Genomic DNA, 16,632 nt, shown 5'->3' on the forward strand with positions numbered 1-16,632 from the left:
GTTAAGTGTTTGTTTTTCATTGTCGATTGCCAACTTGTCCCATAGTAAGTTCTACCTTATTTCTTTGTCTCAGTCTAATTTCCAGTTTTTAAGACAGACTAGAACTTACTTTGAGAATTTAGCAAATTTTCCTGACCTCCTTTCAAATCTGACTAGACCAATTTATTTCTTGACAAGTGTAAAATCTTTTTATATACTGACTTTACTAGTCTTTTTTTGGAATTAGTTGACTAGACCAATTTATGAAAAAATGAAAGCCGATGTTAAGAAACATCGTAGGTGAAATGATATGTGTGGAATCGTTGGTGTTGTTGGAAATGCAAACGCAACTGATATTTTGATTCAAGGACTTGAAAAATTAGAATACCGCGGTTATGATTCAGCTGGTATTTTCGTGACGGGTGGGGAGCAGGCTCACTTGGTAAAAGCAGTAGGTCGCATTGCAGAATTGTCTGCTAAAGTTGGTGACAAGACTGAAGGTACAACAGGAATCGGTCATACTCGCTGGGCAACTCACGGCAAACCAACAGAGAACAACGCTCATCCACATACTTCTCAAACTGCTGGACATATCCTTGTTCATAACGGTGTGATCGAAAACTATGCGGAAATCAAAGAGGAATATCTTGCAGGTCATGACTTGAAAGGTCAGACGGACACAGAGATTGCTGTGCACTTGATTGGTCAATTTGCTGAGGAAGGTTTGTCAACTCTAGAAGCCTTCAAAAAAGCATTGAAGATTATTCAAGGTTCATACGCCTTCGCCTTGATTGATGCTAGGGATGCAGATACTATCTACGTTGCCAAAAATAAATCTCCACTTTTGATTGGTTTGGGCGATGGCTATAACATGGTCTGCTCAGATGCCATGGCTATGATTCGCGAAACAAGTGAATACATGGAAATTCATGATAAGGAATTGGTTATCGTGAAAAAAGACAGTGTTCAAGTTATGGACTACGACGGCAATGCTATCGAACGTGGAAGTTATACTGCTGAGCTTGATCTGTCGGATATCGGTAAGGGAACGTATCCATACTACATGCTCAAGGAAATTGATGAGCAACCAACTGTTATGCGTAAATTGATTAGCGCCTATACAAATGAAGCTGGTCAGGTAACAGTTGATGCGGATATTATCAAGGCAGTACAAGAAGCTGACCGAATCTATATCTTGGCTGCTGGAACTTCCTATCACGCAGGATTTGCCGCAAAAGACTTCTTGGAAAAATTGACAGATACACCAGTAGAATTGGGAATTTCATCTGAGTGGGGCTACAATATGCCGCTTTTGAGCAATAAGCCACTCTTTGTCATGATTAGCCAGTCAGGTGAAACTGCTGATAGCCGTCAGGTATTGGTTAAAGCTAATGAAATGGGCATCCCAAGTTTGACTGTAACCAACGTTCCAGGTTCTACTCTATCACGTGAGGCGACTTACACCATGTTGCTCCATGCAGGTCCAGAAATTGCGGTAGCTTCTACAAAAGCCTACACTGCACAGATTGCGACTTTGGCGATCTTGGCTAAGGCTGTCGGGGATGCAAATGGCAATGCCTACGCGAAAGAATTTGACTTGGTGCATGAATTGTCCATCGTAGCTCAATCAATCGAGGCCAGCTTGTCAGAAAAAGATGTGATTGCTGAAAAAGTTGAAAAACTCTTATCAACCACTCGCAACGCATTCTATATCGGTCGTGGTAGTGACTACTACGTTTCGATGGAAGCCAGCTTGAAATTGAAAGAAATTTCATACATCCAATGTGAAGGCTTTGCGGCTGGTGAATTGAAACACGGTACTATTTCCTTGATTGAAGACGGTGTTCCAGTTTTGGCCTTGATTTCAAATCACCCACATCTTGCGAGCCATACTCGCGGAAATATCCAGGAAGTGGTGGCGCGTGGTGCCAATGTCTTGACAATTGTAGATGAAGCAGTGGCTAAGGAAGAAGATGATATTACGGTGACAACTGTTCATCCATTCTTGTCAGCGATTGCTATGGTCGTTCCGACACAGTTGATTGCTTACTATGCGACTTTACAACGTGGTTTGGACGTTGATAAGCCACGTAACTTGGCAAAATCTGTAACTGTTGAATAGGGAGAAAAGGTTCGGACTTCGGACCTTTTTTCTGTAAATTGAAAAAATATACAAAATTTTGTTAAATTTATTAAAAATTCTGAAAAATTCTTTGAAATACATGATATTTTCTGATATACTATAACCTAATCACTCTTTTAGGAGAATTCTATGGCTTATGTTTTGGAAGTTCTACCCAGTCTATTAAATGGAGCGGTGGTATCCCTGCAAGTATTTTTTCTAGTTTTGATACTATCCTTGCCTCTGGGAGCTGTTCTTGCATTTTTAATGCAAATAAAATTTAAACCCTTGCAATGGCTATTGCATTTCTACGTTTTAATTATGCGTGGAACTCCCTTGCTATTACAATTGATATTTGTTTATTATGTCTTGCCAAGTGTTGGTATCACTTTTGACCGTATGCCTGCTGTTATCTTGGCCTTTACGCTTAATTATGCAGCCTATTTTTCAGAAATTTTCCGTGGTGGTATAGAGGCGATTCCTAAAGGTCAGTATGAAGCTGCAAAAGTATTGAAATTTACCCCCGTTCAGACCATTCGTTATATCGTCTTGCCACAGGTGGTGAAAATTGTCCTTCCAAGTGTGTTCAACGAAGTTATGACCTTGGTCAAGGATACATCTTTGGTATATGCCTTAGGGGTTAGCGACCTCTTGCTTGCTAGCCGAACTGCGGCCAATCGTGACGCAAGTTTGGCACCAATGTTTATTGCAGGAGCAATCTATCTTTTGATGATTGGAGCTGTTACACTTATTTCTAAACAAGTAGAAAAGAAATTTGACTATTATAGATAGGAGGAAGTCATGTTAGAACTACGCAATCTATCCAAACGATTTGATAATAAACAGATTTTCTCCGACTATGATTTGGTCATTCCAGAGGGGAAAATCGTTGCCATCGTTGGTCAATCTGGTGGTGGTAAGACAACTCTCTTACGGATGTTGGCTGGTTTGGAGTCCATTGACTCTGGCACCCTGATTTACAATGGTCAGGAACTGCCACTTGAGGAGTTGGGAAAACGACATCTGCTGGGCTTTGTCTTCCAAGACTTCCAGCTTTTCCCACACCTATCCGTTTTGGAAAACTTGGTTCTCTCTCCTATGAAGACGCAGAATATGTCGCGTTTAGAGGCGGAAGACAAGGCCCTTAAACTCTTGGATACTCTTGGCCTAGCTAACCACGCTACTGCCTATCCGTTTTCACTATCGGGTGGACAAAAGCAACGTGTGGCTTTGGCGCGTGCTATGATGATTGATCCTGAGATTATCGGCTATGACGAACCAACCTCTGCCCTAGATCCTGAATTGAGAAAAGAAGTAGAAAAACTTATTCTTGAAAATAGGGCTACTGGAATCACGCAAATTGTGGTCACCCACGATATGCAGTTTGCTGAAAATATCGCAGATGAAATCATCAAAATTGAACCGAAACACTAAGAAAAGGAACAAATATGATGATGAATATGAAGAAAATGATGCTTGGAGCTGCGGCTCTTGTAACTAGTTTTGCTCTTGTTGCTTGTGGCTCGAGCCAGTCGGCAACTAAGTCTGACAATTGGTCAACTTATGAATCTGAGAAGTCTATTACCATTGGTTTTGATAAGACATTTGTCCCAATGGGCTTTGAAGAAACAGATGGCTCTTACACAGGTTTTGATGTAGAGTTGGCTAATGCTGTATTTGAGAAATATGGTATTACAGTTGACTGGCAGCCAATTGATTGGGATTTGAAAGAAACTGAATTGAACAATGGCAATATTGATTTGATTTGGAACGGCTATTCTGTAACTGATGAGCGTAAGGAAAAGGTTCTCTTTACTGATCCGTACATGGATAACCAACAAGTACTTGTGACAAAAAAATCATCCAACATCAGTCAAGTTTCGGATATGAAGGATAAGATTTTGGGTGCGCAAGCAGGTTCTTCAGGTTACTCAGTCTTTGAATCTCAACCAGCAATCTTGAAAGACATCGTTCAGAATAATGATGCAAGTCAGTATGCGACATTCAATGAAGCCTTGATTGACTTGAAAAATGATCGTATCGATGGTCTCTTGATTGACCGTGTCTATGCAAACTATTACTTGCAACAAGAGGGAATTATTGCAGACTACAACATTATTGATGCTGGCTATGAAAACGAAGCTTTTGCAGTAGGTGCTCGTAAGTCAGATACGACACTTGTTGAAAATATTAACAAAGCCTTTACAGAATTGTATAATGATGGAACCTTCCAAGAAATTTCACAAAAATGGTTTGGTGAAGATGTTGCTACAGACGCAGTGAAAAACTAATATTTTTTAAAAGGAGCCATGTGCTCTTTTTTTGTATCCAAACGAAAAGCCAGTCGTTCGACTAGGCTTTTTTGGATATTTGATGAAATACAACTGTCCAATTTTCATGCCGTCGCCAGAGGGATGTGTGGACATAGTCGTCAATTTCGAAGGTGACTAGTTTGGATTTCTGACTGATAGAGGTCATTTGGTAGTTGGAGAGGTAGGTGGATTGGACTGGATGGGCTTGGAGCATCTCGGACTTGTTGAGGTAACGACCTTTGGCATCAATCAAGAGATAGTTATCATCAATTAAATCTTCATAACCGACTTCGTGAGCTTGAATTTCTGATTCGAAGCGGTAGAGTTTGTCAAAGACGTGTTCAAATATTTCGTCATGTGGAATTTCGGAGGGTTCGACATGGATATCAACATCAAAAACACCGTGTTTTAAGGTGAGAAGTTGCTCCACCTGTTCTGTAATTTCGTGGCTCTCATAGACTGACAGATCAGGATTCATTTCCAGGACAATATCCAGATAAATATTGGCGCCGTAGGTTCTACCGCGTTGGGATTTGACAGCAACAATTTTGGGGAGTTTAAGAATATCTTCTTCATATTTATGTAGGACTTCCTCGTCAAAGCCGTCTGAAAGTGTAAAGAAACTTTCCATGAATATATCGTAGGCTGTTTTCAAGATGAAGAAGGTGATAATAACGGCAGCAATTTTATCGACAATAGGGAAATTGAAGGCTGCTGCGAAAATGGCAACAGATGTTCCGATAGAAGTCACGGCATCGGAGAGGTTATCTTTTGCAGTTGCTTCTAAGGCTTTGGAATGAACCTTCTTAGCAAGTGATTTATTGTAAAGGTAAACGCCTACCATTACAAGTGCTGAGAAAATACCAACTATTGCTCCGGTCAGATCAATCACTACAGTTTGGTTGCTCATGATTTTGATAAGGGTGGAGTAAAGAACTTGGAAACCAACTACAAACATGATGAAAGAAGTAATGAGGCTAGCTAAATCTTCCATTTTCCAGTGTCCAAACTTATGATCAGTATCCGCTGGTTTCTGAGCCATTCGTAGTCCGACAAGGACGGCGATATTGCCAATAATATCCGAAATATTATTAAAGGCATCGGCAGTCAGTGCATCAGAATGGAACATACTCCCAGCAGCCAGCTTGATACCTGAAAGTGCAATATAGGCTGTGATGGAGACAATGGCACCGCGTTCGGCAAGTTTTAAGTTCTGAATTTGTTGTTTCATAGCTCCTCCTAAACATATTCATTTATTCTAACAAAAAGTCTACCTGCTTTCAAGAAACTCAGATAGACTTTTTAGTTTGAAGATAGCGATAAATTTGCATCAGGATGGTTCCACTGGTCATGCCAATTGGTATAACCAGTGCGAGCATAAGCACAGTAGTCGTATTTACCAAGGCTTCTTTATAGTTTTCTGATACAAATTGCGTAGTTGCCAAATAGGCTCGATAGCCAGGAACTAAGGGGGCAAGAATGGCTAAAGAGAAAATAACGGATGGTGTTTTATATAGAATACTCAATATTTGACTAATACAGGATCCTACAATAGCAGCTATAAGTGTCGCAATGATAACATTGGTCGGACCAAGAAGGAGTAGGTAGAGCAACCAGACACACATACCCAATATCCCGCCTGGAATCAGCAACTGTTTCTGAACATTGAGAACAATAAGAAAGGCAGCGATAGCGATGTAAGAAGCAAAAGCCTGCAAGAAAAAATAAAGTACATTCATTGATTTACCCCACAATTAAGAGTGCAACAGCTGTTCCTGCTCCTAGGGAGAGGATGACAAGCAAGGTTTGAAAAATTTTTGTCATTCCAGTATTGAGATGGTTGGTCATCAAGTCCCGTACCGCATTTGTAAAGGCAATCCCGGGGACAAACGGCATAACTGCACCAGCATTTATCATATTGGGATTGATAGGTAGGTCAGAATACTTTGCAAGCAGTAAAGAGAATAGGGAAAAAGCAAAGGCTCCAGCAAATTTCGATACAAACTCAATTCGAATGAGACGGTCTACCAAGAGGGAAAAGGGAAAAGCAAGTAAGGTCGCAAAGACTGTCGCTATTGCATCCAACAAATTGCCACCAAACATAATTGTGAAAAAGGGTGCAGCTAGGGCAGCTGCTAAAATAGTCTGCAATTGCGTGTATGGGAGAGGTTGTTGCTTGATGTGGCTCAATTCTTGTAGGGCTTGTTCAAGATTGATTTGTCTAGCAGTCAAGGAACGAGAAACTTGATTGACCAGACAAACTTTATGCATATCGTGCACTGGATTGATAATCCGCTTCATTCGAGAAATATTGGTATGGTCAATGGAAAAGAAGATGGCGGCTGGGATGGCTAAGACATTTGCATTTTCTATTCCTTGTGAACGAGCAATCCGAACCATGGTATCTTCTACTCTGTGGATTTCAGCACCACTTTGTAAGAGAATGGCACCAGCTAACATGAGCACATCAATCGCTAAGTTGAGTTCTTTTGAATCGTTCATGGTAGCCTCCGTTTCCTAATATAAAACTATTATACCAAAACTTGCTTTTTACATAACAGAGTTTTCTAAAGTTAAGCAAAATTCTTGAAAAATATTCGTATTCTGGTATAATTGATTTATCAACAGTTGATAAATCAACAGAAAGGTAGAAATATGAAACATCTTTCTCAGTTACTCTATCAGGTAAAGCTTGCAGACGAGACAGTCACTAGTTTGTTTGAAAAGGGATTGGGGATTAGTCTGACTCGTTATCAGTTACTGACCAACTTGCTTGACCAAGCTCCCTGTTCACAACAAGATTTACAGGAAAAACTTCGCATTGACCGTGCAGCCATAACCCGACACTTAAAAATTTTGGAGGACAAGGGCTATATTCAAAGGGAGCGCAATCCTGAAAATCAAAGAGAAATGCTGGTTCAACCCACCCAGTATGCAGTAAATGAACTACAGGTTCGTCCACCAGCTCATCACCTAGCCGTGAAAGCTGCAATGGAAAGCATTTTGTCTGATAGGGAGGAAGAGCAATTGAGTAATCTTTTGGAGAAATTAGTTTCTGGCCTTCAACACCTACCTGTTGAAACTGTTATTGAAGAAAAAGGAGAATAACCCATGTCAATTTTTACAACTATTTTAGCGAGTATCGTAGCGCTTGAGCACCTATATATCATGTATTTGGAAACTTTTGCAACCCACTCAGACTCTACCAGTCGCGTATTCAATATGGAGAAGGAAGAATTACAACGGAAGTCTGTGACAACCCTATTTAAAAACCAGGGAATCTATAATGGTTTGTTGGCGGCTTTCCTTATCTATGGAATTTTCACAGGCAACCTTGAAGTGACAACTATTTTTGTCTTGTTTGTTATCGGAGCAGCAGGCTACGGAGCAGCGACTTCTAGTCCCAAAATCCTTTTGACCCAAGGTGGACCAGCAATCTTGGCATTAATTTCTATTTTGTTGTTTAAATAAATAGAAAAGCCTTCCGTCAGGAGGGCTTTTAGCGACTACCGAATGCTCAATTCACCATCTAGTGTAGAGATGTAGAGGTAATTAGTGGCTTGGGGATTGGAATAGGTTGGAAGATCAATTCCCAGATTATTTTGACTGGCATCTATATGGATGTCAGTTTTTGTTTTGGGATGAAGAGAAATGTCAATGGAACCATTGTAATTACTGATGTTATGTCTTCCTTCTAGTTTTAGGTTTTCAGCTTTAAAATCCCCATCCTCGACTGTTAGAATACTTCCGGCAGTATCGGTGATGTCCGCTGGACTTGTTAATGTGGACTGATTGATTGCTACTTCTCCATTGAGGTGTGACAAATGAGCAAAGCTGAGTTGACTGTTTTCAATCAAGATGTCCCCATCTTCTGCAGTGAGATTAAGATTTTGAATGGTCACTTTATCCAAATAAAGGTCTCCTTGAAGGTTGCCTGAGAGTGTTTCGATTGTGCTATTTTTAGGGACCTGTAAAACAGGTTGGTAATAGGCAACATTCTGGTCATTGACAAGATTTAAGATAGGTTCGAGTAAACCATCATAAGAAACGATACCTTGAAAAGCACTAGAAATAGTTAATTTTCCATCTTGAACTTGGTGGCTGAGTAGGTCTGTGTCTTTATGCTGATTTCGATAGTAGCGGAGGTGAAATTGGTTGTCAGGCGAGGGCATGATGGACAGTCTTTCATTGACCTCTATAGAACGAATATCCGTAAAGCTTGCCGTTTGGGGCTGAAAGTAGTTTTTGCCAATGTTTTTCATATTTGTCCAACCGCCAGCAAGGTAGCCGATGAGGCTGAGAATTGTTCCAAGAGTTAACAGGTTCAGACTGATTTTCGTAAATGGTTTAAGCTGTTTCATGATAGCCTCCTTTGCGAATCTTTCTTTGTATCCAATGTAAAACAAGCAAGAAGGTTTTGCTTCCAAGGTCTAAAGTGAATTTACTACCCAATAGAGTGAGGGCCAAGCAGATGAGGGCAAGGCCTGTGAAGAGCAGGGAGGTAGACCATGATAGTGTGAAGAGGTCAAAGGCGAGGAGTAGCTGGGCGATTGCCAGACTGAGGAGGACAATCCAGAATGAGATAAGGAGCAGAAAGAGGCTAAAGATGATTAGGAGAAGGGTGATGAAGAGGGCGACCAAGCTGATGGCTAGGGGGATGCCGACGGGTGCGGCAAGGATAGAGAGGATGGTCAGCCAGACCATATTGCGGGTATTGGGCTTATCCTCAATCTTCTCTTTATCATAGAGATTGGCTAGAATTTCACGGGCTGCATCTTTTGGACTGCCCAATTCTCGAATTGCTTCCTCGTCGTTTTCTTTCTCATCGAAAAACTCATTGAAATAGTCTATGGTATCCTGAAAATCTTCTTTTGGTAGGTGCTTCAGATGTTTTTCAAGCTTCTGTAAATATTCCTTGCGATTCATGGAAACCTCCTTTATCCAACAGTAAGCCGGCAGTCTTGACAATGAATAACCAGCTGAGCAGGGCTATTTTCTTGCCTATAGCTGAGATGAGTGATGTCATCCTCTTTCATCATTGTAAACGCCTTATCCTTTGGAAGTTTTAGGCTAGAATCCTCCTCCCAGATATCCAAACTGATGTCCGCACTTGGTTTAAAGGTTAGAATAGTATCTTCGGCTTTACAGTTTAGGCTGTTTTCTAGTGCAAACCCGTTTAGCTTCCAGACGCAATCTTCTAATTCTATGCTGGCATGTGACAGGTTAAGACTTGTTAGGGTGATGATAGAATCACTAGCTTTCAGTGTCAAATCCCTTGATTGCCCACCTGAGAGAACAAGGCTAGTATCTTCTAGGTCCAAGGTCGATTTTTGGCTGTGGACACCCGTCATGGTCAGGCTACTGTCTGCTGCATTAACGACCAATTGTTCGCTTGCTTGCATATTTACCATGGTTAGACTGCTATCTCTTGTGTGTAGATTAAGATTGGTAAGGGGCAGGAGTTTTTTAGGGATTTTGAGAATAGCAGAGCTGGCTTGATTGTTTGAGAAGCAGAGGTGATTAGGGGAAGGTTTGCTTGTTAGGTACAAACTATCCTGAACCAGTTGATAGTCAAAAGCCTGATAGTTGCCATCATCAGAAACAGGATTGTGCAATAAGACTGTTTCTCCATCGTAAACTTGAACATGAAGAGCTTGGTCTTCGAGCAAAATCTGGAGATTTGAAAACTCAGGTAATTCTTCGCTCTTCGCCTTCAATTCCATCCTTTCTCTAGCTTGATAAGCTGAGTGTTTGAAATTGTTGAAAAAACCATCCCAATCAAATTGGAAATCAAAGTCAAAATCGAAATCAAATACCTTGGCTGATTGTGAAGCTCCTTGGTCTTCCTTAGCAATTAGGGCATCTTCAGGTAGATTGGCGATGATTTCTTTTGCTGCTTCTTGGGGGTTACCTAGTTCAGCAATGGCTGTCTGGTCATCACCTTTTTCATCAAAATATTCATTAAAATAGTCTAAAGCCTCCTGTCTAGCACTTGGATGGAGTTGAGATAGTGCTTGTTCCAGTTGAGTTAAATATTCTGCGCGTGTCATTTTCGTAGGCTCCCTTCTATAATTCCGTCGATATGATCTTTGTAGGTATTCCATTCACCTTGCAGGAAGGGGATGTGGTCACGTCCAGCAGGTGTGATGGTGTAGTATTTTCTCTTTCTCCCTTGAAATTCTTGGGTATAGGTGGTGACGTAGCCCGCCTTTTCCAGTTTCTTCAAGATAGGGTAGAGCGTGGATTCCTTTATATCAGCAACTATCTTGATGGTTTGACTGATTTCATAGCCATAAGAATCTTGTTTCTCTACGATGGCCAAAATCAGAAATTCAATCAAGATAGAGGATACGGGGTAGTACATAAAATCACCTCTTTATCTTTATGTAATTATTTTATATATAAATTATATACCTATCGTTTGCTAAAATCAAGTGATTATATAAATTTTTTATATATTTTTTAAAAAAGTAAAAGCAACCCTTCCAAATAGGAAAAGTTGCTTCATTTTATATTTATTAGTCGATAAAGAAAGTTTGTGGACCTTGGTAACGGCTTCCGTCATTGAAGGCGATGTAGACATTGAAAAGTGGTGTAAACAAGACATAGAAGATGGCTTGAATATCAGACAAACCAAATGCTTTACCATAGCAGTAAGTCAAATAAATGCCATAAAGTGGTCCAGCAAGTGGGATGAGTAGGAAGAGGATAAACCAGCCCTTGTCTTCGCCGAATGTGATACATTGTTGGACGTAAAGGTTGTAGAAAGGAATGAGGGATTTCCAACCAGCATAGCCAGCTTTTTTAAAGAGGATGAAGTTGGAAATGGTTACAAGGACATACCAAATGAGTGAAAAAATCATACCGGCTCCCCAAAGCCCAACTAAAATACCTTGTGCAAATGTTTCTTCTGTCATTATAAAACTCCATTTCTTTTTGATGGTTCTATTATAACAGTATTAGTTCAATAATACAATTGATTTTTTTCAAAAATTTCGAAAGATTTTCAAAAAAATCAGACCTTCAATTGAAAGTCTGAACAAATTGTTTATTTATAAGCTACAATACCTAAAATCACATCAACAGCTTTTTCCATGGTTTCGAGACTGACGAACTCGAAGCGGCCGTGCATATTTTCTCCACCAGCGAAGATATTTGGCGTTGGAATGCCCATGAAGGAAATCTTAGAGCCGTCTGTTCCTCCACGAACTGGCTCAATCAGTGGCTTGATATCCAGATTTTCCATGACCTCTTTTGCGATGTTGATTGGGGTCATGTCTTTTTCGATGATTTTCTTCATGTTGTAGTATTGGTCATGCAGGTTGACAATGACACGGGGAGTGTCAAAATTGGCATTCATCTTTTCAGCGATGTCCAGCATGAGCTGTTTGCGAGCAAGGAAATCTTCTTCCTCGAAGTCGCGGATGATGTAGGTGGTCGAAGCAGTATCAACGCTGCCCTCCATGTTCATCAAGTGGAAGAAACCTTCATATCCTTCAGTTTTCTCAGGGCGGTCTGCCTCAGGAAGAGCATTGTGGAAATCAATAGCTAGTTGGAAAGCATTGATCATCTGGTCTTTTGCAGATCCTGGGTGGACGTTGCGTCCAAGGAAGTCAATCTTGGCAGCAGCTGCTGAGAAGGTCTCGTACTGGAGTTCGCCAAGCGGTCCACCGTCTATGGTGTAGGCAAAGTCCACATCAAAGTCTTCCACATCAAACTTGTCAGCACCGACACCGATTTCTTCGTCAGGGCCAAAGCCGACACGGATTTCGCAGTGTTTGATGTCAGGATTTTGGACTAGGTACTCGATAGCCGTCATGATTTCTGCAATTCCTGACTTGTCATCAGAACCTAGCAAGGTAGTTCCATCAGTGGTAATCAGGGTTTGCCCCTGGTAATTGGCAAGTTGTGGGAAATCTTTTGGATGCAATTCATAGCCAGAAGTTCCCAAAGCGATTGGGTTGCCGTCGTAGTTTTCGATGATTTGTGGGTTGACACCTTCTGCGTTGAAATCTGCCGTATCCATGTGGGCGATGAAACCAATCTTGCGTGTCAAACTCGGGTCGTTGGCAGGGAGTGTTCCTACCGCAAAACCATTTGGTAAGTAGTGAACATTCTGTAAGCCGATGCGTTTCATTTCAGGCAGAAGGATATTCTGTGCGAACTCAACTTGGTTTTGAGTAGAAGGTGTGGTGGTTGAGTTCTCATCTGAGCGAGTATTTTCTTTGACATAGACTAAAAAGCGGTCTAAGAGTGTTGGGTATTTCATAGTATCTCCTTATTTGTTCAAAATATGTTTTTCAATGGCCTTGGCAACGCCGTTGTTTTCATTGGTATCCGTGATGTCTTGGGCGATAGCCTTGACCTGCTCGTTGGCGTTGCCCATGGCAATTCCCAAACCAGCAAATTCAATCATTTCAAGGTCGTTGTTGGCATCTCCCATGGCCATGATTTCCTCAGGTAAAATCCCCAGGCGGTCTGCCAATTTTTTAAGACCAGAAGCCTTGCTAGCTCCATTTGGCAGGATTTCCAATAGATAGTCTTGGGAACGAACTGTTGTGTAGTCCTTGCTTAAGGTGTCATTGTGCTGGTTTTCAAAGGCATCAATGGCTTCCTTCTCACCGACAAACATGGCTTCAAAGAAACGGTGACGACCTGACTGGGCTTCCTTCAAATCAATTGATTGAGGAGTCATGCCCACTAAACGTGCGTCCAAATCAACCATATCATTTGCCTTTTCAGCAAGAACAAAGTAGTCCTCTTCGTCAAATAAGGAAATCTGTACATGGTCTGAATTTGTGAAGCCGTCTAAATAAGCGATATCTTGGTCTGTGAGTTCTTCCCAGTCGATCAAAGACCAGTCGCGGGTGAGGTGAGTGGAGCAACCATTGTTGACAATGATGTATTCATCTTCTGTATCAAATCCCAACTGCTGAACGAAGGGTTTGACACCAACAAGGGGACGGCCTGTACAGAGAACGACAGTTACACCTGCTGCCACTGCCTTATGGATGGCATCAATCTGCGGCTGCATCAATTCTTTATTCTCATTTAGGAGCGTACCGTCCATGTCTAGGGCGATCAGTTTTATCATAATTACCTCCAGTGTTTCGAATTTAAGATTAGTATAGCATAATTTGAGGTTAAGAAGAAAATATCAAGAGTATTTCCAGTAAATATTTTAAAAAACAAAGATATTCATGTTCCTTTATTGATAAATAGCATTGAATAAAATGTCAAATGAATTACATATATTACAATTATATTACATAATAATTTTAATCATTTTACCTTTTAAAATTTGTCAATAATGTTGAAGAAAAGGGTAAAAATTCGCTTGACATTACTCTTCCAAAAAAGGTAAAATAGGTCTAGGAATTTAACTTCCGTCAATTATATATGAATGTTTTGAATCTATGTAAACTACTTACTATAGGAGTAAAGAATGTCAAAAAAATTAATTAAGTCGACGAGTGTTGCTTTAGCGGCCTCTGTTGCTGTTTTAGGACAACATGTGGCAGACGCAAATGAAGTGACGCCAACTACTGCAACTGATAGCACAGCGGTTACAACAGCTGAGGTGGCACCGGTTATATCTGAAACGGCAGAGACACAAGCAGCAGTGATTGAATCTCCAGTTTCTGTAGAGCAAGTTCAGGCTACTGAACAAGCTTATACAGCTGTTCTAGCTGAACAAACTGCGCAAGAGCAGGTTGTTGCACAAGCAGAGCAAACTGTAACAGAAAGTGCCAATACACTTGCGACGGCTGAAGAGCAGGTTGCAGCGGCTGAAGCAACGCTTGTAGCTGCGGAGGCAGCTCCACAGGTTATTGAAAATCTTCAAGCAGAAGTAGTTACACAGGAAGCTACTGTGATTACAGAAGAAGCAAACTTAGCAACAGCACATCAGGTTACTGTGGATGCCAAAGAAGTTGTTGAGGCAGCAGTAACAGATAAATCGATTGTGGATAAAACAGTTGCTGAGGCTCAGGCTACCGTCTCTGTTGTTGAAGAGAAACTTGTTGGTACAGGTGTTGATACAGCAAAGGAAACTGTTTCGAACCTAGAAAAAACCGTTCAGGAACAAGAATCTAAAGTTGCAGAATTGCAACAAACAATTTCTACTACCGAGCAGTCTCTATCAGCTGCTCAAGCAGGTGTAGAAACAGCCAAAGCAACAGTTACAGAACAACTAGCGAATGAAGTTAGTCAGAAAGAATCTGAACTAGCTGCTAAGCAAACTGAATTGGCTGCAACTCCGGCAACAACGGAGACAACTTCTGTTGCAACATCAGTTGCAGGCAGCAATAAGATCACTCTACCAGCTACTTTCAAAACTACAGCCCTACCAGCTTTAAAGGCAATCGAATCTTCAGGCTATTATGGATCTGCAGCATATGTAGCAGCAGTAAACCAATACAGGGCAACTATTGATAACGCTACTCAGACATCTACTTACGGTGCTTGGACTAGCCTCAACTCTTATAAATCGATTGCCGCAGATCATGCACGTACGATTGATCCAAATAATCTTTCTACAGAAGTTCAAAATGAAATTGCTTTGTTCACAGCTGAGCTTTTAAATGGAGTACGTAGTGAATTGGGCTTGTCTCCAGTTACTGTAACAACTTCAGCACAAGAGTTTGCGAAAAAAGTTGCTACCGCTTATAATCAAGTTAATCAACCAGCACGTTCTCATAATTTTACTCTTATTGGACAAGCTGCAGTAGCTTCAGGCTTACGTGCTTCTGACAACCGTGGTTATGAATCTTTGGGTGATTTTGGCAAAGCAACAAACGTTGATCAGTTGAAACAATTGTTCTATATCTCTGTTGTGTATATGCTCTTCAATGACTCATCATCAAACTATGGTCATACAATTAGTCTATTACAAGATACAGGTAAAGATAGTTATTATTTAGGTGCAACCTCACGTAGAGCTACTAGTCCTACATTTGGTGCGGGATCTGTTTCGACCAATATCTACATGGTTCCTTCGTCAAATATTACAAGTACTTCATTTAGTCGTACAGCGATTGGAACAGGCACATCTACGGTTAGCAATGCAGCAAAAATTGAGAGCTTAAAAGCTGAAATTGCATCTTTGGAATCTACGATTACGAACTTGCGCAATGCAGATGTTAATTTGGCTGCAACAGTTGTTGCGGCGAATCAGCAGGTTGCAAATCTTCAGACTCGTCTTTCACAAGCTAAATCTGAGTTGGCTACTACTCAGTCAGCCCTTGTAGAAACAAAACAGAATCTTGATACAGCTCGTACTGATTTGGCAGCACTTGAGCTTGCAAACCAATCTATCGTAGCAGAATTAAATCAGGCAAATGCAGTTCTTTCTGAGAAATTGGCAGCCCAGTCTGCTGCTCAATCTAAGGTTGAGGCTGCTCAAACGGCCTATGATGCTGCAGTAACTGCAGAAAACGCTCAGGCTAAGAAGGTTGAAGAGGCCAAAGCGAAGGTTGATGCCCTAAAAGCAAGAATTGCTGAAAATGAAAAATTAATTGAAGATAGCAAGAAATTGGTTGATATTTTACCGACATTGAAAGAGCGCGTAGAATCCTTGAAAGCCATCCTTGCGAAGAATGAAGAAACACTTGCAGCTGCTAAGCTTGTATTGGACGAGAAGATTGCTGCAACTAACTTGGTGAAAGCTGAGTATGACAGATTAGTCGATTTGCTTAATTTGCAATCAGAAAATAGTGTATACCAATTGGCAGACGGTACAATTATTGCTATCCCGAATACTGCACCAACTGCTGCAGCTTTACCAGTTTATACATTGACTGCTGAAGATTTGGAAACTATTGGTCTAGTTGCTTCAAACGGTAATGGCTCACAGGCAGTCATTTCACCTGTTGCAGCACCTGCCAAACAAGATAAGAAAACATCTTCTGTTAATACACTTCCAAATACATCATCAAACCAGTCATACCTTGTAAGTATTTTAGGTTTGATTGCGATGATTCTAACTTTTGGTTTAGTTTCTAAAAAGAATCGTGGAAACTAATGTATATCAGCTAAGATCTAGAGAGGACTAAGTAGTCTTCTCTTTTTCTTTCTTGCGAGCAAGATATTATGGCTCTATAATTTCTGTAGTGGGTAAATCCACCATGGAAATTATGGAGCCTTTTTGAGTATAGAAAAAAAGTCCCATATGACCTATAATGAAAAGTGCTCAAACTATCATTTTAGAAAGACTCATAT

At 40.8% G+C, this 16,632-nt stretch carries 17 protein-coding genes; 7 read left to right on the forward strand and 10 right to left on the reverse strand.

Annotation, left to right across the window (positions count from 1 at the left end; all coding sequences use genetic code 11):
• Positions 1-289: 289 nt before the first annotated feature.
• The 4 genes from glmS (at position 290) to NF418_RS09930 (ending at position 4,392) form a co-directional block, all read left to right on the forward strand.
• On the forward strand, positions 290-2,101 hold the full coding sequence (gene glmS, locus NF418_RS09915; protein ID WP_256779482.1) for a glutamine--fructose-6-phosphate transaminase (isomerizing): 1,812 nt from the start codon (positions 290-292) through the stop codon (positions 2,099-2,101).
• Positions 2,102-2,251: 150 nt separating this feature from the next.
• Positions 2,252-2,893 (forward strand): amino acid ABC transporter permease, encoded by a 642-nt coding sequence (locus NF418_RS09920; RefSeq protein ID WP_256779483.1) that lies wholly within the window; start codon positions 2,252-2,254, stop codon positions 2,891-2,893.
• A gap of 9 nt (positions 2,894-2,902) precedes the next feature.
• The gene (locus NF418_RS09925) at positions 2,903-3,535 is read left to right on the forward strand and encodes an amino acid ABC transporter ATP-binding protein (protein ID WP_105107820.1); all 633 of its coding nucleotides are present in this window, start codon (positions 2,903-2,905) and stop codon (positions 3,533-3,535) included.
• Positions 3,536-3,561: 26 nt separating this feature from the next.
• Positions 3,562-4,392, forward strand: a complete 831-nt coding sequence (locus NF418_RS09930) for an amino acid ABC transporter substrate-binding protein (protein ID WP_256779496.1) — start codon at positions 3,562-3,564, stop codon at positions 4,390-4,392.
• A 61-nt stretch (positions 4,393-4,453) separates the two neighbouring features.
• Here the strand turns inward: NF418_RS09930 and NF418_RS09935 are convergent, their stop codons facing one another.
• Genes NF418_RS09935 through NF418_RS09945 form a run of 3 tightly spaced genes read right to left on the reverse strand, consistent with a single transcriptional unit; the run spans position 4,454 to position 6,915 of the window.
• Positions 4,454-5,644: a cation diffusion facilitator family transporter gene (locus NF418_RS09935; RefSeq protein WP_256779484.1), complete on the reverse strand. Its 1,191-nt coding sequence runs from the start codon at positions 5,642-5,644 to the stop codon at positions 4,454-4,456.
• A gap of 58 nt (positions 5,645-5,702) precedes the next feature.
• Positions 5,703-6,152 (reverse strand): threonine/serine exporter family protein, encoded by a 450-nt coding sequence (locus NF418_RS09940; protein WP_256779485.1) that lies wholly within the window; start codon positions 6,150-6,152, stop codon positions 5,703-5,705.
• 4 nt (positions 6,153-6,156) lie between these two features.
• Entirely contained in the window at positions 6,157-6,915 is a 759-nt protein-coding gene (locus NF418_RS09945) for a threonine/serine exporter family protein (protein WP_256779486.1), read from the reverse strand.
• A gap of 153 nt (positions 6,916-7,068) precedes the next feature.
• Between NF418_RS09945 and NF418_RS09950 the strand changes: the two genes are divergently transcribed.
• Together NF418_RS09950 and NF418_RS09955 are read left to right on the forward strand one after the other, a co-directional pair.
• A complete protein-coding gene (locus NF418_RS09950) occupies positions 7,069-7,521 on the forward strand; it encodes a MarR family winged helix-turn-helix transcriptional regulator (protein WP_256779487.1) in 453 nt (150 codons plus the stop codon).
• Positions 7,522-7,524: 3 nt separating this feature from the next.
• The gene (locus tag NF418_RS09955; protein ID WP_256779488.1) at positions 7,525-7,884 is read left to right on the forward strand and encodes a DUF1304 domain-containing protein; all 360 of its coding nucleotides are present in this window, start codon (positions 7,525-7,527) and stop codon (positions 7,882-7,884) included.
• Between the two features lie 35 nt (positions 7,885-7,919).
• On the opposite strand, the gene NF418_RS09960 is transcribed toward NF418_RS09955, so the two are convergent.
• The 7 genes from NF418_RS09960 to NF418_RS09990 form a co-directional block, all read right to left on the reverse strand.
• Entirely contained in the window at positions 7,920-8,774 is an 855-nt protein-coding gene (locus NF418_RS09960) for a DUF4097 family beta strand repeat-containing protein (protein WP_256779489.1), read from the reverse strand.
• The gene (locus NF418_RS09965; protein WP_256779490.1) at positions 8,761-9,339 is read right to left on the reverse strand and encodes a DUF1700 domain-containing protein; all 579 of its coding nucleotides are present in this window, start codon (positions 9,337-9,339) and stop codon (positions 8,761-8,763) included. Before NF418_RS09965 ends, NF418_RS09960 begins: the two co-directional genes overlap by 14 nt.
• A gap of 11 nt (positions 9,340-9,350) precedes the next feature.
• Entirely contained in the window at positions 9,351-10,463 is a 1,113-nt protein-coding gene (locus tag NF418_RS09970) for a DUF4097 family beta strand repeat-containing protein (RefSeq protein ID WP_256779491.1), read from the reverse strand.
• Positions 10,460-10,777: a PadR family transcriptional regulator gene (locus NF418_RS09975; protein ID WP_256779492.1), complete on the reverse strand. Its 318-nt coding sequence runs from the start codon at positions 10,775-10,777 to the stop codon at positions 10,460-10,462. Before NF418_RS09975 ends, NF418_RS09970 begins: the two co-directional genes overlap by 4 nt.
• Before the next feature lie 154 nt (positions 10,778-10,931).
• Complete coding sequence (locus NF418_RS09980; RefSeq protein WP_105117962.1) at positions 10,932-11,330, reverse strand: DUF5684 domain-containing protein; 399 nt, start codon at positions 11,328-11,330, stop codon at positions 10,932-10,934.
• 131 nt (positions 11,331-11,461) lie between these two features.
• The gene (gene pepT / locus NF418_RS09985) at positions 11,462-12,682 is read right to left on the reverse strand and encodes a peptidase T (protein ID WP_256779493.1); all 1,221 of its coding nucleotides are present in this window, start codon (positions 12,680-12,682) and stop codon (positions 11,462-11,464) included.
• Between the two features lie 9 nt (positions 12,683-12,691).
• Complete coding sequence (locus tag NF418_RS09990) at positions 12,692-13,507, reverse strand: Cof-type HAD-IIB family hydrolase (protein WP_256779494.1); 816 nt, start codon at positions 13,505-13,507, stop codon at positions 12,692-12,694.
• Positions 13,508-13,858: 351 nt separating this feature from the next.
• Here NF418_RS09990 and NF418_RS09995 point away from each other — a divergent pair, with 351 nt between their 5' ends.
• Positions 13,859-16,435 (forward strand): SEC10/PgrA surface exclusion domain-containing protein, encoded by a 2,577-nt coding sequence (locus tag NF418_RS09995; RefSeq protein ID WP_256779495.1) that lies wholly within the window; start codon positions 13,859-13,861, stop codon positions 16,433-16,435.
• Positions 16,436-16,632 lie beyond the last annotated feature (197 nt).

It is taken from the genome of Streptococcus suis, from assembly GCF_024509555.1.
Taxonomy (GTDB): Bacteria; Bacillota; Bacilli; order Lactobacillales; family Streptococcaceae; genus Streptococcus; species Streptococcus suis_AD.